The organism is Geosporobacter ferrireducens, assembly GCF_001750685.1.
GTDB lineage: Bacteria > Bacillota > Clostridia > Peptostreptococcales > Thermotaleaceae > Geosporobacter > Geosporobacter ferrireducens.
Window position 1 is genome coordinate 3,146,017 of sequence record NZ_CP017269.1, and the last position, 24,535, is coordinate 3,170,551.

General features: G+C 39.0%; 19 protein-coding genes and 1 riboswitch. Of the genes, 14 read left to right on the top strand and 5 right to left on the bottom strand.

Going from position 1 to position 24,535, the window contains the following annotated elements:
- Positions 1 to 5: 5 nt before the first annotated feature.
- The 5 genes from Gferi_RS14795 to Gferi_RS14815 all read right to left on the bottom strand — a co-directional run bounded on the left by Gferi_RS14795 (position 6) and on the right by Gferi_RS14815 (position 5,107).
- Entirely contained in the window at positions 6 to 1,313 is a 1,308-nt protein-coding gene (locus Gferi_RS14795) for an aspartate kinase (RefSeq protein ID WP_069977814.1), read from the bottom strand.
- 173 nt (positions 1,314 to 1,486) lie between these two features.
- Positions 1,487 to 1,948 carry a redoxin domain-containing protein gene (locus Gferi_RS14800; protein WP_069977816.1) on the bottom strand — a complete coding sequence of 154 codons (462 nt, stop codon included), beginning with the start codon at positions 1,946 to 1,948 and terminating at the stop codon, positions 1,487 to 1,489.
- 158 nt (positions 1,949 to 2,106) lie between these two features.
- Positions 2,107 to 2,331, bottom strand: a complete 225-nt coding sequence (locus Gferi_RS14805; protein WP_069977818.1) for a hypothetical protein — start codon at positions 2,329 to 2,331, stop codon at positions 2,107 to 2,109.
- Positions 2,331 to 3,482 (bottom strand): Ger(x)C family spore germination protein, encoded by a 1,152-nt coding sequence (locus Gferi_RS14810; protein WP_069977820.1) that lies wholly within the window; start codon positions 3,480 to 3,482, stop codon positions 2,331 to 2,333. The genes Gferi_RS14805 and Gferi_RS14810 overlap by 1 nt, the downstream gene beginning before the upstream one ends.
- Complete coding sequence (locus Gferi_RS14815; RefSeq protein ID WP_083273579.1) at positions 3,479 to 5,107, bottom strand: spore germination protein; 1,629 nt, start codon at positions 5,105 to 5,107, stop codon at positions 3,479 to 3,481. The genes Gferi_RS14810 and Gferi_RS14815 overlap by 4 nt, the downstream gene beginning before the upstream one ends.
- An 89-nt stretch (positions 5,108 to 5,196) precedes the next feature.
- Here Gferi_RS14815 and Gferi_RS14820 point away from each other — a divergent pair, with 89 nt between their 5' ends.
- The 14 genes from Gferi_RS14820 (at position 5,197) to Gferi_RS14885 (ending at position 24,530) form a co-directional block, all read left to right on the top strand.
- A complete protein-coding gene (locus Gferi_RS14820) occupies positions 5,197 to 6,330 on the top strand; it encodes a GerAB/ArcD/ProY family transporter (protein WP_069977822.1) in 1,134 nt (377 codons plus the stop codon).
- Positions 6,331 to 6,810: 480 nt separating this feature from the next.
- Positions 6,811 to 7,746, top strand: coding sequence for a DMT family transporter (locus Gferi_RS14825; RefSeq protein WP_069977824.1), 936 nt, complete (start codon positions 6,811 to 6,813; stop codon positions 7,744 to 7,746).
- 42 nt (positions 7,747 to 7,788) lie between these two features.
- On the top strand, positions 7,789 to 8,058 hold the full coding sequence (locus tag Gferi_RS14830) for a hypothetical protein (RefSeq protein WP_069977826.1): 270 nt from the start codon (positions 7,789 to 7,791) through the stop codon (positions 8,056 to 8,058).
- A 108-nt stretch (positions 8,059 to 8,166) separates the two neighbouring features.
- On the top strand, positions 8,167 to 8,922 hold the full coding sequence (locus tag Gferi_RS14835; protein WP_069977828.1) for an exodeoxyribonuclease III: 756 nt from the start codon (positions 8,167 to 8,169) through the stop codon (positions 8,920 to 8,922).
- Positions 8,923 to 8,988: 66 nt separating this feature from the next.
- Positions 8,989 to 10,920 carry a sigma-54-dependent Fis family transcriptional regulator gene (locus Gferi_RS14840; RefSeq protein ID WP_069977829.1) on the top strand — a complete coding sequence of 644 codons (1,932 nt, stop codon included), beginning with the start codon at positions 8,989 to 8,991 and terminating at the stop codon, positions 10,918 to 10,920.
- Between the two features lie 174 nt (positions 10,921 to 11,094).
- Complete coding sequence (locus tag Gferi_RS14845) at positions 11,095 to 12,249, top strand: iron-containing alcohol dehydrogenase (protein ID WP_069977831.1); 1,155 nt, start codon at positions 11,095 to 11,097, stop codon at positions 12,247 to 12,249.
- Positions 12,250 to 12,542: 293 nt separating this feature from the next.
- Positions 12,543 to 13,982: a glycosyl hydrolase family 18 protein gene (locus Gferi_RS14850; RefSeq protein WP_069977833.1), complete on the top strand. Its 1,440-nt coding sequence runs from the start codon at positions 12,543 to 12,545 to the stop codon at positions 13,980 to 13,982.
- Between the two features lie 142 nt (positions 13,983 to 14,124).
- Positions 14,125 to 15,336 (top strand): threonine synthase, encoded by a 1,212-nt coding sequence (gene thrC, locus Gferi_RS14855; RefSeq protein WP_069977835.1) that lies wholly within the window; start codon positions 14,125 to 14,127, stop codon positions 15,334 to 15,336.
- A 677-nt stretch (positions 15,337 to 16,013) separates the two neighbouring features.
- Positions 16,014 to 16,117: riboswitch (purine riboswitch) on the top strand.
- A 79-nt stretch (positions 16,118 to 16,196) separates the two neighbouring features.
- The gene (locus Gferi_RS14860; RefSeq protein WP_069977837.1) at positions 16,197 to 17,606 is read left to right on the top strand and encodes an NAD(P)/FAD-dependent oxidoreductase; all 1,410 of its coding nucleotides are present in this window, start codon (positions 16,197 to 16,199) and stop codon (positions 17,604 to 17,606) included.
- Between the two features lie 773 nt (positions 17,607 to 18,379).
- A complete protein-coding gene (locus Gferi_RS14865) occupies positions 18,380 to 18,754 on the top strand; it encodes a hypothetical protein (RefSeq protein WP_069977839.1) in 375 nt (124 codons plus the stop codon).
- A gap of 219 nt (positions 18,755 to 18,973) precedes the next feature.
- Positions 18,974 to 19,582: a TetR/AcrR family transcriptional regulator gene (locus tag Gferi_RS14870; RefSeq protein WP_069977842.1), complete on the top strand. Its 609-nt coding sequence runs from the start codon at positions 18,974 to 18,976 to the stop codon at positions 19,580 to 19,582.
- The gene (locus Gferi_RS14875; protein ID WP_330389291.1) at positions 19,525 to 21,852 is read left to right on the top strand and encodes a HelD family protein; all 2,328 of its coding nucleotides are present in this window, start codon (positions 19,525 to 19,527) and stop codon (positions 21,850 to 21,852) included. Before Gferi_RS14870 ends, Gferi_RS14875 begins: the two co-directional genes overlap by 58 nt.
- Positions 21,853 to 22,148: 296 nt before the next feature.
- Positions 22,149 to 23,165: a formimidoylglutamase gene (gene hutG, locus Gferi_RS14880; protein WP_069977844.1), complete on the top strand. Its 1,017-nt coding sequence runs from the start codon at positions 22,149 to 22,151 to the stop codon at positions 23,163 to 23,165.
- 135 nt (positions 23,166 to 23,300) lie between these two features.
- On the top strand, positions 23,301 to 24,530 hold the full coding sequence (locus Gferi_RS14885) for an aminopeptidase (RefSeq protein ID WP_069977851.1): 1,230 nt from the start codon (positions 23,301 to 23,303) through the stop codon (positions 24,528 to 24,530).
- Positions 24,531 to 24,535: the final 5 nt, after the last annotated feature.

The window sequence follows — 24,535 nt, forward strand, 5'->3', positions numbered from 1 at the left end:
GCTTACTATTCAACGAAGGCATTATATATTGCATGTACAGCCTTCTCAAAATCCTGAGTTTCAATACCCACGATAATATTTATCTCGCTAGAACCCTGGTCAATCATCCGGATATTGATATTGGCGTTGGCTAACGCAGTAAAAAGCTTTGCAGCCATACCCGGAGTATAGGACATGCCCTGTCCAACGGTTGCAATCAATGCCATGTTTGGATAAACCTCCAGTGCGTCAGGATTGCACTGCTGTTGGATTTCCCTAATGATCTTGTCCAATTTATTTTCAATCTGATAGTCTGTTATAACAATCGATAAAGTATCTATACTAGAGGGAATGTGCTCAAAATATACACCATTCATTTCAAAAATTGTAAGCAGCTTTCTAACAAATCCGATATCCGATTTCATAAGATTTTTTTCCAGGTGGATTACAGTAAAGTCTTTTCTGCCGGCAATTCCTGTTATAGCTGCTGTTCGTTTTGCTTCATTTACAATTAGGGTACCTGGGTGAACGGGATCATTTGTATTCTTTATGTTAATAGGAATACCTGCTTTTCTAACGGGAAAAATAGTCTCTTCATGAAGTACGCTGGCACCCATGTAGGATAGCTCCCGTAATTCGCGATAAGTAATGGTTTCAATGGGTTTTGGATTGTCAATGATTCTGGGATCGGCCATCAAAAACCCGGATACATCTGTCCAATTCTCATAGATATCAGCTTGTACGCCTCTTGCAACAATAGCTCCGGTTATATCAGAGCCGCCCCTGGAAAAGATCTTGATTTCCCCGTTAGGTGTTGATCCGTAGAAACCTGGAATGACAGCCTTTGGATATTTGGATAGCCGTTGGGCAATGACTACATTGGTACGTTCTGCATCAAAACTGCCATTCTGTTTAAAAAATACAACTTCTGCAGCATCGACAAAGGCATAGTTTAAGTAATTGGCTAGAATGATTCCGTTAAGGTATTCGCCTCTGCTTGCAATATAGTCCAAGGATGCATGGTTTTTAATTTTTTCTTTTATTATTTTCAACTCTGCGCCTATATCTAAATCGAGCCCCAGTTCGGCCACAATTCCTAAATAGCGGTCGGTAATAATCTGAAATACTTCCTCAAAAGGCACAGCGTGCTGTACATGCGCATGACACAAGTAAAGCAGGTCTGTTATTTTGCTGTCTTCTGCATAACGCTTGCCGGGAGCAGATGGAATCACATATCGGCGGCTTTCATCAGCCAGGACAATGGAACGGACTTTACGAAACTGGTCGGCATTGGCGAGAGAGCTTCCGCCGAATTTAGCTACTTTTAATTTCAATGGGGTCAACCTCCTAAATTAGTAAGAATATTAGAAATAGTATAATGATAGTATCGCTAAAAGTCAACCATAACTTTGTGGAAGATATTTTCCTTTCCATTTTTTGCGGTGAAATTAAAAAACCGGTGGCAGACATGAATGCGTTTGCGTTCATATTTGCCACCGGTTTTTACTTACATTGTAGAGAGAACCTGGAGCACCTCATTGATATCCGGCAGTTCCTGGGTATAATAGACCTTCACCCATTTGATGATGCCATTTTCATCGACGATAACATTGGCACGTTCTGATGCACCTTGACTCTCGTTAAATAGGCCATATGCTTGTGTAACTTTTCCATGGGGCCAAAAATCAGAGGGAAGGCTAACATTGTTCACTACAATGGCAGTTGCCCAAGCTTTCTTACTTGGCTGGGGATCAACACTAAAGCCGAGGGGAATGGTGTTCAGTTTTTGAAAAGCCTGCCAATTATTTTCTAAAGCCCGCATCTGATCTGTACAGACGGGTGTCCATGCAAGGGGATGCCAAGAAAGCAACACTTTTCTTCCTTTATAATCAGATAAGCGGATGTTGTTTTCATGCTGATCCATCAAAGCAAAATCCGGTGCATGCTCACCTACTGCGATAGGTTTCATAGATCAACCTCCTTTCTGTAATGGTTATAGCATCTCCGGGGCAGCTAGATTTTATAATTGTCTATAGGCGTAGGGGAAAAATATTTCTTTTATCTTAAATGGGGAGAGGATAAATTTGAACATATCTTCATGAATTGAAACGGTTCATTCCATAAGCTTTATTTTAGATGTGTTTCTATCCAGTCTGTAAGAGGTTTCATTTTTTCTATCCATACCTCAATAGGACTTGTTCGAAAAAACTGGTATTTATGTGCCAAAGCAATGGTTAGAATGATAGCTGTCATGGCAATATAGATATACGGAACTGCTTTGTCATCTTTTTTTAATTTAACAAAATCAATCAACAGTATGAGTGAAACGAATAGAACTAAGAGTATATTCATCAGATCCTCCCCCTGTTTATATTTAAAGCAGAATGAATAATGGTGCTTTCTGCCTTGATATTGATATCGGCAGAAGCAAATGCATCGTTCCATTCACTTTTCAATGCTTTGAAGTCATGGGGGTATTTTTTAGAGAAATCTTTGCTCAAGTTGAAATAATCAATTTTATACTTTTTTTGTGCAGCAGTGATAGATTGCTTAAGCTTATCTTTTAAAATTTGATCCAGTTGCTTTTGTGCAGCTTCGATATCCAATTCATGAATTTGATTCATTTGGGTAATTCTTTCTGCTACATTTCCTTTCACCTTGAGTTCGATATCGAAAACGACAGTTTGGTTTTCATATTTCGGTGTAATTTTTGTTTTGGATTCCAAAATTTCTATGGTGATTTTATCACCAGTTTGATTGCACTCAAAGACAATTAGCCCATTTTTGAACTTATTGGTAATCAGGTTAAAGCCTTGACCTTCTTCATAGGTAAGATAACCTTTTAATTGATCATGATCGAAAACAGCCATTTGAGTCAGCTTCAGCCGACTTTGTTCGTAGTTTGTTGGTGCTGGTATTTTTTCAACAAGGGCAGTGGTATAGTTCATCACGGGATTATTTACAGATTCAACAGTTCTCCGAAGATCAGATACAGATATTTTAGAATGGGCACCATAGTTTTTTGCTGCAAGTTCTAATACGGTAGCCGGGATTTGGCCTAAGATGTTTGGAGAATCTAAAGTATCCTTTGGATTGTTTCTGGTAATAAATACTTGAGAAGATAATCTTAGCTCCATGTCTTGTACCAGAAAACCAACGATCTCGCCGATTCCCTCCCGGGCGATAGACTCATCTATTAGAATGGATTGAATATGAGCCAAGTACAGACGTCTCGCAGCAATTAGAGATAGATTCCTTAAGGCATCAAAGACGGTAAGGCCCTCTGCTTCCATCATTGTGTATACATCTCTTTGTGTTGGTATATCAGCATGGATTGCCTTCGGATTGGCAACCTGAGCCACGACGGTATACAGGCCCTTATCTGTTTTAGATATCCCTATTCCCATGACAAATCCAAGGTTTTCTATTTCTCGGCGGCTCCAGCAGGAGGTAGTGAGAATACAAGATATAAGTATAATCAGCAAGATCCTGAACTTTCTCATAGCTCTTTTTTCCTTTCATTGCCTGAAGGGCTAGGTTTTAGATTTTTTGCTTTTTTGGTTATATTGTTGTTTACAATATGAGGTGATCTTTTCGTGATAGACCAATCAGGAAATCGAAGTACCCAATCTTTCATATCCTGAAGGCTCAAAGGGGCAAAGGGAACCATGAAAGGAACACCAAAGGATCTTAAAGATGTAAGACTCAATGCGATGATGAGAGCGCTGGTCATAATGCCATAGATACCCAGTGTTGCTGCCAAAGCCATATTGATAAATCGGATTAATCTTAGGCTTAGTGAAAAATTGTTATAGGGCATGGTAAAGGAAAAAATTGCAGTGATAGCCACAATAATGACAACGGTTGGAGAAACCAATCCCGCTTCGACAGCAGCTTGTCCAATGATCAGTGCCCCTACAATACTAACTGCTTGTCCCATATGAATTGGAAGGCGAATGCCTGCCTCCCTTAAAGCCTCGAAAGAAAATTCCATGATCAATGCCTCTACAAAGGCGGGATAAGGTACACCTGCCTTTGTACCTGCAAGGCTGAGGGCAAGGCGGGTAGGAATCATTTCTTGGTGAAAGGTGGTAAAAGCAATATAAATTGAGGGTAAGAATGTGAGGATCAGCGCTCCAAAATACCCTAGAAGCCTATTAAAAGTAGAAAAATAATAATTCTGATAGTAATCTTCCGGAGTAGTAAAAAAATCTGACACAATAGCAGGGATAACAATGACAAAGGGTGTGCCGTCATAAACAATGGCCACTCTACCATCTAAAAGCATCGCCTGCACCCTGTCCGGCCGTTCCGTATAGTAGGTTGTTGGAAACAGATTTACAGGTGAATCAGTGATATACTCCTCAATCATGGAAGAACCCATGATTCCATCCACATCAATTCTTTTTAATCTTCTAAACAATTCTTCTACAATAGACAGATCTGCAATATTATCCAGATAAAGGACTTTTACTTCGGATTTGGAGACTCTTCCTAATTGAAGCGCCTTGATCGCAAGATGGGGAGATTTAATGCGCCTTCTAATGATAGCAATATTGGTAGCAATATCTTCGACGAAACCCTGCTGAGGTCCCTTCACAACTTTTTCTGTTTTTGGTTCAGCATGTTTTTTGCCGATGATTTTAGATATATCAATGGATATAGCCTTAGGGAATCCATTGATAAGCAAAATACCATTTCCCTTCAGTATTTCGTCAATAGCCATCTCTGCTTGTTGATAAAATGAAATATTGATATTTATCAAGTTTTTTTCAATCAAAGCTGCTGTGTCCGAAGAGAGGACTTTCCTTTCTTCTAGAGATTTTTCGCCAATACCCAGAGTGAGGGGAGATAATACTGAAGATTCTAGTTCGCTGGTATCTACCAGGCTTTCGATAAATACAACAGCAGCTTTTATACTGGGGAGTGTAGTTATCTGAAAGGTCCTAAAGACAATATCATCACTTTCACATAAAAAAGATTGAAGAATGTTAATATTTTTATCTATATCAGCTAAGAAGTATGTAGGTTCATCTTTTTTAAACTCATTACTTTCAGATTTGTATTTTGTTTTTTTTTCTAATCTATCAACAATACTTTTTAGTAGTCCCAGCATAGATTGTTTCATTCTTCTCACACCTGCCTTAATATGAATATTTTGTACATTTTTTGTTGGAAATATCAAAGACTATCAAAGAGAGAAGGTGATGAAGTATTGTGAACAGTACAGAAGATCAAAATAAAGAAATAATATCTTTTAGGCAGCTTTTCTTGTTGACATTGGCACAACTGGGAGGGGCAGCGATCATCTACCTGCCCGGAGTGGCAGAGGCAGGAAGAGATGTTTGGATTTCTAACATTGTTGCTTCCATAGTAGGATATATTGTCGTATATAGTCATTATCTACCCCTATCTCTGTGCCCTAACTGCTCCATGACTGAAACGTTAAATAAATATTGGGGCAGATTTCTGGGAGGATTCGTGAATCTTTATTACTTTTTTTTCTTCTTTATTTTGTGCTGCTTGATCATATCTGATGTTTTTTATTTTGGAAAGATAACGATGCCTGAAACTCCGGGATATATCTTTATTATATTTTTTCTTATTCCTGCAGTTTATGCGATAAAGCTGGGACTAGAGACGATTGCTCGACTACTGGAATTTCTTCTGCCTTTGCTTATAGTGATTTACTGCACACTTTTTTTGCTAGTAATGCCGAAATTAGACTTTGGGAACCTAATGCCGGTCTTATCAGAAGGAATGAAGCCGGTATTGGCAGGCGCTATCCCGAATATGAACTTTCCCTACGCCCAGATATTGCCCGTAGCATTTTTTTATAGATATACCAGAAGTGAGTCACGGGGCAGCCGAAAGTTTCTAAAGTCCATCTTTGCAGCAATTTTTATGGCAACTGTACTTCTTTCTCTGCGATCAATGGCTTCTGTTGCTGCATTTGATGAAGCAACACTAATAACCCTTACTTATCCTCCCTTTAGCACCATCCGATTGATAGAGATCGGGGATATTCTAGAGAGGCTGGATGCACTGCTATTAGCGGTGTTTTATGGAACTACCTTTATTAAATTTATTTTGACCTATTACGTTATTTGTGAAATTATTTCAGACTACTTTCAGACAGGGAGGCCGAAAGATTTTTCAATACCGGTTGCAGTTATGATTGGCATATCTATGCCTTTTTTAATCCCCAGATTTGATATTATCTTAAAAACAGTAGTACCCTACTTTTTCTCTTCCATACCATTGTTTTTTCCTATACCGCTGCTGATTTTTATAACGATAAAAATAAAAAACAAAGGGAAAAACAATACACAAGGAGATCCTATGGTATGATTTATTTCTTTTTTGAAACCCATTGTATCGAGACGGATCTATCATATAGAATGATTAGCTTTGCATAGATCAGAGGAATTTAAAGGAATCGCCTAAAAAGATGGCTGATATATTTAATATAGAAGCCATCTTTTTTAATAAAAGCTATTCTTCCTGAAGACAAAGAATTGAAAATATGGTAAAGTAAATTTTAACTATATAAATAACACTAAGTATATTACAGTCAGTCACAAAGTAGCGGAGTCAGGGGGACAGTTCGAGCGTCACCGAAGCATAGCGAAGGTCCGGAGGGAAGACGATGGAACTGTCCCCCTGGCGAAGCGGATGTAATGCACTTTTAGTGTGACTTATATATATGAATGATCTTTATTTAACTAGGCAGGGTTAAAAAGAAAAATCATAGAATAAGAGTTGGATAGGCTTGAAGGCCTGCCGCAGTATAGAAGCCCTTATGTGATTTGTCAAAGGAGTGAAACGGATATGAGCAAATATCAAACTTGGTTTCTGCTAGTGATTTGTAATTTATTTTGGGCAGGAAATTATGTGTTTGGAAAATATGTAGTAGCAGAAATGAGTCCTCTGTGGATTACATTTTCCCGGTGGGCGGTGGCATCCGTTATTTTATTGACCATAGCTCATTTTCATGAGAAGCCTGATTGGAGGGCTGTATTAAAACAGTGGCCTGCATTAGTTGTATTGGGACTGCTAGGATTTGTCGGCTATAACATGGTCCTTTATTCAGCCTTGGATTATACTTCTTCAACAAATGCTGCGCTGGTAAGTGCTCTAGGACCTGGCATGATTGCAATATTTTCTCTGTATATGCTGAAAGAGAAAATCTCAAAAATCCAGGTTAGCGGCATAGGGGTTTCCCTGATCGGTGTACTGGCAGTACTGACTGGGGGGAACCTAACACGGGTGTTTCAAACTGCATATAATCGGGGAGATTTACTCATGCTGGCAGCTGTGCTAATGTGGACCTTATATTCTGTTATGGGGAAGCAGCTCAAGGAAGTACCCCCCATTACCGCTACGGCAGTGTCAGCTTTTTTATCCGCCATTATGATGGCTCCCTTTGCCATTGTCCAGGGAATTGATATGGGAAACATTAGTTCTTTGGCAATTATAGGAATTCTGTATATGATTATCTTTCCCTCTGTAGGCTCATTTGTTTTCTGGAATATGTCCGTACGGGAAATCGGTGCTACTCAGGCAGGAATATTTTTAAACTTAATTCCTGTTTTTACAGCCCTGATTAGCTGGATCCTTGGAGAACCGGTGACGGCATCGCAATTCGGAGGAGGGCTTCTTGTTTTTATTGGCGTATATTTAACAACGGGTATGCTGGAACGAAGGCTGGCAGCCAAAAGAGAATTAGAGAATCAAAAAACCTCAAGGAATCAAAATAAAGCTTAGAGAGATAATAAAAGAAAATAAGCTTTTCAGGAGGATAAGAATATGGCAGGACTTACAGATGCGATAGAACGAATTAAAGTCTTAGAATGTCCAACAGGAGAATTAGAATCCAGAATTACTGAAATCCTTGAGGATTATGAAGCTGCGAATCAGGAGACCGTTACAGTAAATAGAGTCAAAGGACTGGATAAGAATGGTGCAGAAGCCTATAAAGCACAAATCTCGGGGAAACAAGAGGAATCTATTTTAATCTTGGTGAAAGCAGGGTTCGATGATTATGTGGCAAAGGTTGTGGATGTATATACACATTAGATATGAAGCTATGAGTCAAAGAGAAAAATTCTTTTTGACTCACTTTGTTTTGTAGTACAATATTCTTATAAGAAATCAGAAGAAAAATCTGTTTGCGGAGGATGAAATATGAAATTAATTTCTTGGAATGTAAATGGGCTGAGAGCCTGTGTAGAGAAAGGGTTTTTAGAATATTTTAAAGATGTTGATGCAGATATGTTCTGTGTTCAGGAAACCAAGCTTCAGGAAGGGCAAATTCAACTCAATCTGGAAGGTTATGAACAATATTGGAATTATGCAGTGAAAAAAGGTTACTCGGGAACAGCCATATTTACAAAGAAAAAGCCTCTATCGGTGCAATATGGTGTAGGAATTGCCGAACATGAGTTGGAGGGAAGAGTTATTACTTTAGAGTTTGAAGAATTCTATTTGGTAAATGTATATACGCCAAATGCTCAACGTGAGTTGGCAAGACTCGATTACAGAATGGTTTGGGAGGATGTTTTTAGAAATTACCTGAAGGAATTGGACAGGATAAAGCCGGTTATTCTATGTGGTGATTTAAATGTTGCCCATAAGGAAATCGATCTAAAAAATCCAAAAACCAATAGAAGAAATGCGGGTTTTACAGATGAAGAACGGGAAAAAATGACAGCATTATTGGAAGCTGGTTTTATAGATACATTCAGATATTTTTATCCAGACCAGAAAGATGCTTATACGTGGTGGTCCTATATGGGACGGGCAAGGGCGAAGAATGTGGGTTGGAGAATTGACTATTTTATTGTATCTGAAAAATTAAAGGATAAATTAATAGATGCACAGATCCATTCAAGTATTATAGGCAGCGACCATTGTCCAGTAGTGCTGGAAATGAATATATAAAAAGAGAGGTTCTAAGGGGAGTCAGACGGGCATGTAAGGTAAGCCTGAGGGATAGGGGGTTGGAAAATGGAAAAAATTGCAGCCCATAGGTTTATTGAAAGGTACGAAATTCATAGAAGTCTAGTAGAGGACTCTCATAAGCGATCTGAGGACTATGGAGTAAAAAAGGATACAACATATATCCCCGATGGCTTTAAAGGAAAAAGGTTAGAGGAGTTACTGCTGGAGAATGAAGAACTATTGAGAATATCAAAGCCGATCACAGAGACCCTATACAATTATGTAAAAGATACGGGATTCTTCCTGGAAGTCATTGATAAGAACGGCATTATTCTCAATATTATCGGGGATGATGACATTGAGAAAAGATCTCTGGATATGAATATGATTGTGGGGACGGATATGAGTGAAAAAAGTGCGGGCACCAATGCTATTTCTCTTGCCCTACAAGAGGATTGCCCAATTCAATTGGTTGGAGAAGAGCACTATCTAGAAATTTTTCATCAATTTACTTGCTCTGCTGCAGTCGTACATAACGAAGAGAGAAATATTATTGGCTGCATTAATCTTACCGGTTGGTCCAATCGGGTTCATAAGCATACCTTGGCTTTGGTGGTTGCAGCAGTAAGGTCTATTGAAAATCAGATAAAGGTAGGCAGAAAACAGAATGAGTTAACGGAGGCTTATAACTATACCAATACCATCATGAATTCTCTAGATATAGGGATTCTAGCTGTAGATTTCGACGGAAGGATTAAGCTGATTAATTATGCCGCTTGCAAGATGATCAATATATATAAAGAAGAGGCTGTAGGACATAATATATTTCAGCTCATCGAAGATGGAATGGAACTGCGAAGGCTGCTGGTCAAGGGGAAGCAGGTTGAAAACAAGGAAATAAATATTGTTATAAGCGGTAGAACAAAGAAATTCGTTCTTAGTTCCAACCAAAGCTATGACAAAAATCATAAACTGTCAGGATATATTATTATTTTAAAGGACATAAGAACAGTCTTTAAATTAGTTAACCAGTATGTTGGAATGACTGCACAGTATGATTTTGACATGATCATAGGAAAGAGTCCAGAACTCCTGCAGGTAAAGGAATATGCCAAGAAGGTATCAAAGAGTCCTTCAACCATATTGATTCAAGGGGAAAGCGGAACCGGGAAAGAGCTTCTGGCCCAAGCCATTCATAACAACAGCGATAGAGCACATAACAGTTTTGTAGCGATAAACTGCGGAGCTATACCCAATAGTCTTATAGAGAGCGAATTGTTTGGATACGTGGAAGGGGCTTTTACGGGAGCGAGAAAAGGTGGATATTCAGGGAAATTGGCTCTGGCAGACAAAGGAACCCTATTCCTAGATGAAATTGGAGAAATGCCTCTCCATATGCAGGTACATCTGCTTCGATTTCTTCAAGAGGGAAGAATCACGAGATTAGGGGATAATAAGGTAATTTATTTGGATGTCCGGATAATAGCAGCAACCAATAAGGATTTAAAGGAAGAAGTAAAAATGGGAAGATTCCGAGAAGATTTATATTATCGGTTAAGTGTTATTCCTATCTATCTGCCTCCTTTACGTGACAGGTCTGGAGATATTGGCCTTTTAATAGAATATTTTTTAAGAAACAAAGCGATTTCTCTAAGAAAGGAAATCCCACAAATCAAAGGGGCCCTATATAAAAAATTGCTGGCCTACCATTGGCCGGGAAACATCAGGGAATTGGAAAATTGTATTGAAAATATTGTTAACTTTGATGGAGAAATGTCATTCGCAATTGATGCGGATAATTTGGCAGACAGCCAACCTCAGGAAGCTGCGTATATACAAGAGGATAGACTTCAATCCCTAGAAAGTATTGAAAAAGAAGCCATCAAAAACTGCTTGCATGCATGTAATCAAAACTACTCCATGGCTGCCAAAATTCTTGGGATAACCAGATCAACATTATATGCGAAGATAAAGAAATATAAAATAGAGAGTGCATAATATTTAGACAATGTTTAAATTTTAGACATATACTTGCGAAAGATATGTATGATATTTAAACATTTTTATTTTTAGAAAATAAAAGAGCTCTCATCAATTGCGGAAATAAGAACTTCTTCAATTGGCATTATTATTGCTTTATATTCTATTAAATATAGAATGAGGAGTGATGAAATGTTACAGGCAAGAAGAATGTATATTCCGCCGTTAGCCTTGCTTGGCCCTGGATGTGTCAAGGAAATTGGGCCGGAAATCAAAAAAATGAAGGTTGGGAAAGCGCTTATCGTGACAGACCAGGTACTGTTGGACATTGGGGTAGCACAAGCGGTATTGAAGATCTTGGATGAAAGTCAGATTGAATATGTAGTGTTTTCAGATGTAAAACCCAATCCAACCACAAAAAATGTATACAATGGATTGGAAGTATTAAAAGAGAACAAATGTGACTTTGTAATATCCATCGGTGGAGGCTCTCCTCAGGATTGTGCTAAGGGAATTGCCATACTTGCAACAAACCCCGGAGATCTAAGGGCTTATGAGGGTGTCAACAAAACAGAAAACAGAGGATTGCCGATTGTTGCGGTCAATACAACCGCAGGGACAGCCAGCGAAGCAACGATTAATTATGTTATAACCGATGAGGATAGAAAAGTAAAAATGGTACTGGTAGACACCAATAGTCTGGCATCCATAGCGGTGAATGATCCGGAACTCATGGTGAAAATGCCTAAGTCTTTAACGGCAGCTACGGGAATGGATGCGCTAACCCATGCAATAGAAGGGTACTTGACCCAGGGGGCTTCCTTATTAACGGATGCATTAAATTTAGAATCCATTAGAATTATTGCCTCCAGTTTAAGAGATGCAGTTAAAGATGGCGGGGATTTGGAGGCCAGAAGCAAGATGGCTTACGGGCAATACATAACAGGGATGGCCTTTAGCAATTGTGGTCTGGGAATTGTACATTCTATGGCCCATCAATTAGGAGGCCTTTATGATTTGCCTCACGGTGTTTGCAATGCGGTGCTGCTGCCCCATGTTGTAAAATATAACGCTTCGGCTGTAGGGGATAAGTTGAGAAATGTAGCAATAGCTATGGGAGAGCCGGTAGAGGGTTTGTCTGTGGAAGCAGCGAATTCAGTTGCCATCAGCGCCATTGAAAAGCTTTCAAAGGATGTGGGAATTCCATCAGGATTAGCAGAGCTTGGTGTACGAGAAGATGATTTGGAGACGATGGCAGATATGGCCCTTGCAGATGCATGTACTCCGGGTAATCCTAAGACTCCGAGCAAAGAAGATATTATTGCTATTTATAAAGGTGCATTATAGATTTATAGATATGTGACTGTGAAATTTAATATTTCTCGGAACGGTGAGGGCATCGTTTTCTACGTAAACATAAATAGGGATTCTCAATCACATAGCCATAAGTGCAGAATACGCTAACCTGTTAAGCATCTAGACAGACGATTTCTAAAAGAAGTAGTCTGTCTTTTTTTAATTAAAATGAAAATTTTGGAGGAAATAGTCTTTTTTTGCCGAAGGATATATATATAAGATTTTTTGAAAGCTGATTGACAAGTAGTTAGAGTGAAGAATCCGTTAGGAGGGATTGCAGATTTATGAAACGCTATATGTATTTGTTTATCATTACGGCATTGATCCTTACATCTTTTGTGGTCCACGGACAGACGAACCAACAAATTCCGGGAGATATTAATGGCAATGGCGTGGTGAATAGAAATGACCTTCTCTTATTATCAGAAAGCCATGGAGTAAACAGCAATGACCTAAGCTACGACAATGCTATGGATCTAAATGGAGATGGAGTGATCGACCTAAATGATTCAGAAATACTTATGCAGCAGATCGGTCCTTTAACACTTCACGGGTTCTATCCAAAGGAAATTTTTAAATCAAATCAAATGAACCAAAAGCATCTTATAAAATACTTTGATGATATTAGTTTTGCATTTGCAGATGTTAAATTTGACTCTTTATCTGCAGAAAACTATGGAATAAAGATAAGCAAGGCAGCGCTTACAGAAGAACACATAGATGCATTAAAGCAGGCAAAAGAAAATCATATCCCTATTCGGCTGAATATACTTTCCACAATGAACGCACTAAAAAATATTTTACCGTATCAAGAGAAGAGGGATTATCTAATTGACAGCATCCTCCGGTTGTTAGATGAGGAAATAATAGATGGCCAGCTGTACTGGGATGGTTTAGTTATTGATTTTGAAGAGCTTAGGGATACGCAAATAAGCGCAGGTACTGGAGTCGCTGAAAAGGTTGCCTATGATGGGAAGTACATGAGTGAGCTATATGTAACCTTCTTGAAAGATTTAAAGGAGAGAATACACATCCAAGATTCCAGCAAGGACTTGTATATCGCAGTCCCTTATTCTCCCTATTATGACGGATATAATTACAGGGAGCTCGGAGCTGTTGCAGATAAAATAATTTTGATGGCCCATGATTACGAGCCAAAGGGAAATATTAAAAAATCAGATGTGCTGCTGTATCTGAAAAATCCCAACCTTGTAAACTCTCTTGCACCTATAAACAGAGTTGAAAAGGCAATTCAAGCCCTAACGGACAAGGAGACAGGGGTAGAAGATCCGCAAAAGATATTGTTGCAAATTTCTTTTGGCACAGCCCAGTGGAAATTTAACAACGTGAAGAGTCAAGAAGATTGGTCAAATATAGTTGGTGAAACCCAAGGTGTGCATACAACACCTTCTTACAGCCAGATCCATAGCAGAATGACCAGAGATGTAGACAGAGGAATTCCAAACTATATTGAGGTGCTAGGTAGTCCTTATATAAGCTATTACAACAGTGAAGACCAATCATTCAATTTTATTCTGTATGAGGATAGCCGCAGTATCACAGAAAAAATTATAAAAGCGAAGGAAGCAGGAATCGGTGGAATATCTCTATGGTCCTTGGGAAGAATTCCTGAATACCCAGATATGACAGATAATGGTGAATTATTCCTAAATGCTTGGACACAAATCATAGATACAATAGGACTAAAATATATAAAAGAATAGTCTTTAGTGAAAAGTTAAATTACTGCAGAGATCTCAAAAGGATCTCTGTTCTGATTTTCTCAACAAAAGACATAGGAATAGAAGGAAGTCTAAATGTATAAGAAATAAATATCAATAGAAAAGCATGTTAGGAGTGTGTACGATGGGCAGGGATATAAAATTTTATTGCACAGGTTGTGGAAAAAGCTATAGGATCGATCTGTTGCGACATCGCTGCGGTGCCTGCAATGAACCCTTAGAAGTAGAAGAGATTAAACAAGGAAAAATTAGAGAGGGAAGTGCAATCAATCAAAGTATGTTGGAGCGGTATGCAGATTTTTTCCCCTTTTTAGATATAGAGCAGAACAATTCACTGGGAGAAGGGTTTACCCCTATAGTAGAATCAAAAAAGCTTGCAAAAGATTTATGCATACAAAAACTATACTTTAAAAACGAAAGCCAGAATCCTACTTGGTCCTTTAAAGATCGTGGGACAGCAGCAGGTGTGGCGCATGCGCTACAGCTGGGCTATAAAAGAATCGGAACTGCTTCTACCGGGAATATGGCTACCTCTGTAGCTGCCTATGGAGCAAAAGCCAACCTAGAGACCTTTATATTCGTGAGTAAAGGGATTGCAGTGGAGAAGTTAAAACCCATTGCCATCTATCATCCTCATTTAATAAAGGTTGAAGGAGATTATGGAAACCTCTATTTTGAAAGTTTGAGAATTGGGGAGGAAAACGAGATCTACTTTATAAACTCCGACGTGCCTCTCCGTGTAGAAGGATCTAAAACCGTAGCCTTTGAAATTTGTGAGCAGTTAAATTTCAGGATGCCGGATTATGTTATTGTACCTACCAGTGCAGGAGGGAATATTCGGGGAATAGAAAAAGGGTTTCGGGAGTTTTTTACATGCGGCTTGATTGATGAAATTCCGAAGATTCTATGTGCCCAAGCCAGCGGTTGTTCACCTATTTTTAATGCCTACCATAAGAGGGCGGAAAAGATTTCAAGGGTAGAAAATCCAAATACCATTGCCCATGCCATTGAAAACCCGTATCCTCCCAGCGGAAACCGTGTATTGAAAATGATACGGGAAAATAAAGGCACTGCAGTAGCTGTTTCTGATGAAGAAATTATCAAAGCACAAGCAATGCTGGCAGAGGAAGGAATATTTGGGCAGCCTGCATCAGCAGTGCCACTGGCGGCTGCAAAGAAGCTTCGAGAAGAGAATTACATAAAAGCAGATGAAACCGTTGTTTGTGTTGTGACGGGAAGCGGATTGAAATATACAGCTGCTCTTGAGCGACATCAGCTTGATGTAAAGGAATGTAATTTAGAGGAGTTAAGCAGTTTTATAAAAGATAGATTTTAATAAATTAAAATACAACAAAACATAAATCCGTGAATTTTTGGGGTGCTATTCGAATTAGAATAGTACCTTTTATATGTGCTGTAAGTCATTTGTATTATTTTGTTAAATTTCCCGGGAAATGTGTTGGGGCAGGAAATATTTTGAAGAAGATTGTCTATAGCTGCGGTATCTAATTTTTTATTTAAAAAACCTGTAAAAAGAACAAAACTATATTGTATAGATTGAAATATAGATTGAAAATTTAATCTTTATAGAAAAGATAAAAGTATCATTATCATTTTTATAGATATACGCTTTTTAAATATAATCTATTTTCTTTCGTAGATACAGACCTAGGTGTCCGCCCGTTTTCCGGAATAACACAGGGGTCATTCCCTACTTATATTTCCCCTTTTAGAAGCATAAATCTATATATAGATGTGTGATTGAGAAACCTTATTTATATGCGGATATCCCTACGTCCCTATTGAGGTTTATGTAGGGAACGGCCCTTGTGCCGTTCCGGTAAATGTTAACTTCTCAGTCACAGATCTATAAGAGAGAAGGAGGTCAATGAGCGAACGACAACTAAATGTTTGCAATTAAAGTTCGAAAATTAACCTGCATATAACATAAATATATTGAATTAATAGAAGGAATACGGTATAATCTTATTGAAAAGACGAACAATATAGAAAACTGAAAACAAAAAGTTTACTTATATAAATCTGGCAATATGGGCTGGGTGTATCTACCGAACTACCGTAAAAAGTTGTAGGCTATAAGTGTTTTTCTTATGAGTACTACAGCTTTATTTTTATCTGAAAGTTAAGCTGCAATTTAAAGATGGAAACTATAATTTTTCAGAGGAGATGATAATTTTGCGGTACGATGTAATGATAGTAGGAGCAGGCCCTTCAGGTATTTTTACAGCTTTGGAATTGATTCGCCAGAAACCTTCCTGTAAAATATTGATCATTGAAAAAGGGAGCAGCATTGATAAACGATCTTGTCCTAAGGAGCAGACCAAAAAGTGTGTTTCCTGTAAACCCTATTGCCATATTACAACGGGCTTTTCCGGTGCTGGAGCTTTTTCCGACGGAAAGCTGTCTTTAAGCTATGAAGTAGGGGGAGACCTGCCTGCGCTGATAGGCAGCCGTAAAGCTCAAGAGTATATTGAGTATACAGATAAAATTTATCTGGAATTTGGTGCTGATCCCAAGGTAGAGGGATTGGAAAATAACGAACAAATTAAGGAAATTAGAAGAAAAGCTATAGAAGCAGGATTAAAGTTAGTGGATTGTCCAATTCGTCATTTAGGCACAGAAAAAGCACAGGAGATTTATCTTAAAATACAAAACTATCTGATGGAAGCAGGCGTAGAAATTAGATTTAATACAGCTGTTGAAGATCTGTATATTGAAGATGGGATTGCAAAGGGTGTTAAAACCATAAATGCACGAACAAAAAAAGAAGAAGAAATATTGTATGGGGATCAAATTATTGTAGCTTCAGGCAGAAAGGGAGCGGACTGGTTAAAGGAGATGTGCATTCAGCATGACATTCACCACAGCTCAGGTACTGTGGATATTGGTGTGCGGGTAGAAGTGCGAAATGAAGTAATGGAAAAGGTTAATAATGTTCTTTATGAGTCAAAATTGATCGGTTATCCGGAGCCTTTTAGAAATAAGGTCAGAACCTTCTGTCAGAATCCCGGCGGATTCGTTTCCCAGGAAAACTACGATAATGATTTAGCAATTGTCAATGGACATTCTTATAAAGATAGAAAGTCAGAGAATACAAATTTGGCCATATTAAGTTCTCACAATTTCTCAGAGCCTTTTAACCAGCCGATACAGTATGGAAAAAAAGTGGCAGAACTGATGAATATGTTAGGAAATGGAAAGATTTTGGTGCAAAGATATGGAGATATATTGGACGGAAAAAGGACCTGGCAGCATGAACTGGCTCAATCCAACGTAGAGCCTACATTGCCTGATGCGGTAGCAGGAGATATCACCTCTGCCATTCCCTATAGACCGATGGTAAACATTTTAAACTTTATCAAGTCGATGAATACGGTCGTTCCCGGATTTGCCAGCAGAGAGACATTATTGTACGGTCCGGAGATCAAGTTCTACAGCAATAAGATCAACCTTAATGAAGATTTTCAAACCAATATCAGAGGATTATACTGCCTTGGAGATTCCAGCGGTTGGACAAGGGGACTTATGATGGCATCTGTCATGGGAGTCTTGATGGGGCAGATGCTTGCTGAAATGCATCGGTAATTGAACGAGAGAGTGAAGTGACGGATTTGCTTAAGAATGATAAGATTCTTTCATAGGGGGCGGCCTTGTGCTGCCCCAAGTGAACTCGTTCCAGCAAGCTGAAACATCGGGGAATCAGGTGGAGAGTCTACTCCACCTGATTTTAAAATCCCACCTACGCTAACGCTTAGAGGAGGGGATCTTTACCCTAAAAAAATCAAGATAAAATAAGCTTTTTCAATCGCATAACTATATTCGAGAAGGTGAAAAGAAGTTTTCACCAGGTATTTATTCTATCTGTGTATGTTATAATAGGGATAGAACCTATTACTTTGCAGGATTCAGGATAAAGGAGCATATAGATCCATGATCATTATGATTGTAATGCTGGTAATGATACATGCAGTTGTAAAATCAGTTGACAGCTTTATGGATATGCGTTTTTTTCAATCAATAAGGCTCTAATGACATGCCCGATTTTATTCCATTTGTCTCTTGCGAATACTACCATTCAACATGATTACCTTTTCATAAAAAGACTGTTGGAGGAGCCGGAAATTGCCGTCAGCAGCTGCTTGCATTTTTCTAACCACCTCATTATTTCTTTAGATATTATTTTTCTCTTCAGTATGATCATGCTGGTTCTTTATCAGACGCTTAAACTGACAAAAATCCTTTCTGTAAAATAATTCAAAGTCTAAACAGAACAGATTATAAATAGCTTTGAAGTTCGTGTAAATTAAACATATTTACAGGAGCTCTATTGACGTTTGGAAAATTACAGGAGGGATCTTATGTTTAAAAATTTGTTTTCATTCAAAAATACGATTCAAAACCTCTATAAACCAGGATCTTATGATCTAGAACCCTATCAAAGACTGCTAGCAGATATAGATAAAATCCAATTAAGTACTTTGAGAAATGAAGGTCTTAAGAATATGTCAGCAGGGCTTAAACGGCAGGTACAAGAGGGTGTTTCTCCGGATCAGCTTTTGCCGGAGGCCTTCGCCCTTGTTCGAAAGGTAGCGCATCGGGTTACAGGGATGAGGCCCTTTGATGTACAGATGATTGCCGGAATAGCCATGCATCAAGGGAAAATAGCAGAAATGCAAACAGGAGCTATTGGAAAAACTCTAAATAAGATACAATCGATTGGTAAAAGTATTTAACTGTTTTTACTGTACTGTAGCACATATAAAAATAGAAAGAGGAGTCATCAGGAGAAATGATATGCTCCTCCTTATAGTGAACAGTTTCTATTATTTAAACTGTCTACCACAAGGGGAGCATATCATTTTTTCGACTCTTTTTTTGTCCGGCTGTTTACATTTTTCTAATAAAGCATATAATAAAAGAGAATAATACGTTCGCTTTTGGAGGAGAAAAACATGCAGTATAAAAAGGATGAAGTAAAGGAGAAAATTGATTTTGCGGCATTGGAAGTATTTGCAGAGAAGGGATATACAGGAACGAAAATTGCAGATATTGCAGAGAAGGCAGGTGTATCTATAGGAAATATCTATCGTTACTACAAAAGCAAAGAGGAAATTTTTTATACGAATATACCTGAAAGCTTTCCGGAAGAGCTGAAAAAGCTGTTGAAAGATAAAATTGTATCGAGTAAGCATGTAAACTTACAAGAAAGAGAGACTTTTGATGAATTTTGGTTAGTAAATGAAGAGGTTATTACCTTCATGGTAAAAAAACGACTGCAGATTTTAATCGTACTCCATAAAGGAAAAGGAACACGATATGAAAATACAAAGGAAGAATTAGTAGATTTTTTGTTAGAAGAAGTAAAGTCCAGTGATCTCCAACAAGGAGGGCATTTCTGTTATGGAAAGGAAGGTAGCCTTCTTCTAAAAATTCTTTATGAAAATCTTATCGATATGACGCTGCGGATTATAGAGAATACCCGGAGCATTGAGGAAACACGACAATGCCTGCAATGGATGAACCGGTATCATCTTTTCGGCATTACAAAGCTTTTTCAGTAGACAATGAAGGCGTATGGGAAGGGGCGAATAAATGTATGGAGAGGTATGAAGAAAATCTGGAGAGGGAAAAAGAATATCTGAAGAAAACCTTGGCCTTTATCCGCGGCGAACTGGATCGGGAAGCGGAAAAGCTGACGGACAAAAAAAATGAGCTGCTGGCGCTGCGAAAAGAGATGTATGAGAATACGGTCCACTTTTCTACTGATTTCACACGTATGACAGAAATTAATCAATACCTTAGCCTTCATCAGGGTCAAACGACTAGCTATGATAGTACCTTTAAGCAAATAATCAAATATAAGAAAATGCTTTCCGCTCCATACTTTGGGAGATTTGATTTTACAGAGGAAGAGCTGGAGGAAGAAGAAAAAATCTATATAGGCCTTCATAATGTTGTGGATGCTGAAACTTATGATATCCTTGTCTATGATTGGCGGGCTCCAATTTCTAGTATATTTTACCAAAGCGAATTGGGGCCTGCATCCTACAGGTCACCGCAAGGCATCATTAAGGGAAAGGTTAGCTTAAAAAGACAGTACAAGATTCACCAAGGGGAATTACAGTATTATTTTGACAGCAGTCTGAAAATTGACGACGAAATGCTGCAGCAGGTTTTGAGCCAAAATGCTTCACCGAGAATGCGCAATATTGTTGAAACCATTCAGAAAGAGCAGAACCAAGTGATTCGGGACTTAGACAACGAACTGTTGCTTGTACAAGGCGTTGCAGGAAGCGGAAAAACCTCCATTGCATTGCATCGTATTGCATATTTGCTCTATCATGGCATGATTGAGAATTTATACTCCAATAATATTCTTATCCTCTCCCCAAATGAAATCTTTAGCCAATACATTTCGGGAGTACTGCCGGAGCTGGGTGAGGAGAATGTGCAGCAGATTACCTTTGATGCTTTGGTGAAGAAACTTTTGGGAGATCAACTGAAGGTTGAGAAACGGCAATTATGGTTGGAAACACTTATGGCGTGCAATCCTTCCAAGAAGCTGGAAAGGAGAAAGACAGCCAGTGTTTTCAAAGGCTCTAGATTCTTTGCCCAGATTCTGGAGCGATTGATTCTAACCTATGAAAGAAAGTATATTCCCTTTGAGGATGTCTATTATGATGGGCAGGTTATAGCAACCAAGCAATTATTAAAAAACCAATTTCTTCAGAACAAGATTGGAAGACCCATGGCAAAGCGATTAAAAAGAATTGAAAACATCTTATTGGATAGGATTCATGAACAGAGAAAGCTGAGAATAGGAAAAATTGAAAAGCTGGTACAGCAAATGGATGGACATGAGCTTGAGATCAAGGCATTTAGCAGACTGCTATCCATGAAAGAATCCAGTGTGCGGCTGAAGAAGATTAGGAAGATGACAGAGGTAAGTGCTTTTGAAGTATACCGGCTGTTGTTTACGGAGAATGGGTTGTTTGAGAAATTAGCCAAAGAGATAGACTTGCCTGGGGAGATTAAAGAAATCATTGAAGAGACAAAGGAAAACCTTGATAGGGGGTACCTGGCTTATGAGGATTGTGCACCCTTGTTATTTCTCAAGTTAAAGCTGGAGGGCAGTGATGAATTTAGGGAAATTAAGCAGGTGGTGATTGACGAGGCGCAAGATTACACACCTATGCAGTATGAGGTTTTTCATCTGTTATTTAGAGACAGCCGATGGACGGTTCTGGGAGATATTTATCAGTCGATTGATCGAGAAGGAGATCTCTCCCTATATCAAACAATCGTCGAGATCATGGCGAAGCAGAAAGCCGTACAATTATTTCTAAACAAAAGCTATCGCTCATCTCATGAAATCAGCAGTTTTGCACAGAAACTGCTAAGATGCCCGCAAGAACATATTCACTTTGAACGAAAAGGAACCAGGCCTGCTATTATTTATGAAGAGAGGAGACTGGAACTAATAGCAGCGATGATTTCCCGGATAAAAGAGCTTCAGGAAGAGAAATGGGGTACGATTGCCCTATTATGTAAAACGGCAGCAGAATCCGAGAACCTGTATCATCAGCTGAAGGATGTGCTGGATTTGAAGCTGATCTTGGGGAATGAAGAAGCCGTAGAAACCGGTACAATGATTTTACCCGTATATCTAGCGAAGGGTTTAGAATTTGACGCTGTAGTGGTATATAATGTATCGGCAGATAATTATAACAATGCTGCGGATAGAAGGCTGCTGTATGTTGCATGTACCCGTGCCCTGCACAGACTAATTCTTTGTTATACAGGCAGTAGGAGTCCAATTTTGCCTGATTAGGAAAGAAGATTTGTTTTTTAGAAGGCTCAATTTGCGGCAGACAGAGGATAGTAGGAGACCAGGTTGGAAAATGTAAGGACGACCTGTGGTCGTCCGTTAATATGTATATCGGGCGACCACAGGTCTCCCCTACATTTCTGATATGCTCTAAGATCAGAGGCGGAAGTGGATACTTTTAGCTTTACTGAGGGGACAAAAAGATACAACCTTTAAAACCCCAAAATATACCATTGACAGGCTAAAGGATATTCTATTAATGTTAAAGTAATCATGTAAACAAACTATGGGGGGACAAAATGATTAACGCAAATTATAGAGCAATAAAAGCAGGTACATGGCAGGGAAGGGTTGACAGCGACAGCAATTATGACGCGTTTCGGTGGCATCAATGGATAGAACCTATTGACTTATCAAAGAATGATATACTTCCCTTTGAAGGAGAATTAGGCATTGCATTCATCGGGTTTTGCTGTGACGAGGGAGTAGGACGCAATCGAGGAAGAACAGGGGCTGCAAATGGACCCCAGGCTATACGAAAAGAAATGGCCAACCTTCCTTGTCGATTTGACCCAGCAGTAAAGCTCTTTGATGCTGGAGATATATTGTGTGAAAGCTGCACATTAGAGGAAAGCCAAAATGCTCTTGCAGCAGCAGTGGAAAAACTATTAGGACTGAACCTGTTTCCTATAGTCCTGGGGGGAGGCCATGAAGTAGCTTTTGGGCACTATAAAGGAATCTTAGAAAATTTAATGAAGCAGGAAGAGAAACCAACCATTGGAATTATCAATTTTGATGCCCATTTTGACCTTAGGCCTTATCCAAACGGAGGCAGTTCTGGAACCATGTTTCGGCAGATCGCAGACTTATGTGAAGAAAAAGAGTTAAAGTATGCCTACCTTTGTCTTGGAATTCAAAAACACAGCAATACGATTGAATTGTTTAAAACGGCAGACCGATTGGGTGCCAAGTATATTTTAGCGAAGGATATCATTGACAGCGATGATTGGAATGTATTGGAGAAATTAGATGACTTCGTGAAAAAAAATCAACATATATATATTACCATTTGTTCTGATGTATTTTCTTCAGCATTTGCGCCGGGGGTTAGTGCTACACAGCCCCTAGGACTAGACCCGGAACGGGTTTTGAAGTTTTTGAAGTATCTACTGAGGACCAACAAAGTCATTAGCTTTGACATTGCTGAAGTTTCACCAAGATTCGATCAGGATAACACTACTGCAAACCTGGCAGCTGTACTGATTTTTTCCATTGTGAATACACTGTCTCAAATTCACAATCTGTCCCTTGATTAGAAAGGGACTTTTTTTATCCATGGCAGGCTGGTATTTTTGACCAGTTATTAATTGTATGATATATTATTTCTATAATAATCGGAATAAGAAGCATACTAAAATTCATAGAAAGAGTATGATGAAAGGAGCTGTAATATGGATAATAACCTGCTTGAAAAATATGCGCGATTGATCGTAAAAACCGGAATTAACATTCAAAGAAATCAGACGTTGGTAGTCTTTTCTCCCATCGAGTGTGCCCCCTTTACCCGTATCGTTGCTGAACAGGCCTATCGGGAAGGGGCAAGAGATGTGGTGATCAGCTGGAAGGATGAATTGTTTTCGAAAATTAGATATATTCATGGGCCGGAGGAAATCTTCGATGAATTCCCTGAATGGCAGAAAACCTTTTACCTGTCTTATGTACATGAGGGAGCTGCATTTTTAACCATCTCTGCGTCAGATCCGGAGCTGATGAAGGACGTGAATCCTGAAAGAATTGCAAAAGCCCGTAAAGCCAACAACATGGCACTAACAGAATACCGTGAAAAGCTTATGAGCAACCAAAATTCCTGGTGTGTAGCGTCCATTCCCACTGAAGCGTGGGCAAAAAAGGTATTTCCGGATCTACCGGCAGAGGCGGCTGTTGAAAGACTTTGGGAAGCAATTTTTAAGACGGTAAGGGTGGATCAGGAGGACCCCGTAGACGCATGGGAAATCCATAAAGAAAATCTAAAGAAACGGATGGACTTTTTGAACAAGAAAGCATTCCGGCTGCTTTATATTAAGAGCGGATCCGGTACCGACCTGAAAATTGAACTGCCGGAGGGGCATATATGGCTGGGTGGTTCCGAATACACAAAAGGAGGCGTCGAATTTATTGCCAACATGCCAACGGAGGAAGTCTTTACTTTGCCCAAAAAAACTGGAGTAAACGGAAAGGTTGTAAGTTCCAGGCCGTTAAACTATAATGGCAATCTCATTGATCAGTTTTCCCTTACTTTTGAGGAAGGAAGAGTAATTGATTTTACCGCTGAAGCCGGGTATGAAACATTAAAAAATCTTATCGAGGCGGATGCGGGCGCCCGGTATCTCGGAGAGGTAGCGCTGGTTCCCTATGATTCGCCTATTTCAAATTCCAATATCCTATTTTATAATACCTTATTTGATGAAAATGCATCCTGTCACTTAGCTTTAGGAAAGGCCTATCCTGTATGTATCCAGAATGCGGAGAACATGAGCAAAGAAGAACTGGAAACCCTAGGGATGAATGATTCCTTGGTTCATGAAGATTTTATGATTGGCACGAAAGATCTGGAGATTACCGGCGTTACTGCATCGGGAGAAGAGATTCCTGTCTTTAAACAGGGCAACTTTGCATTTTAAAATAG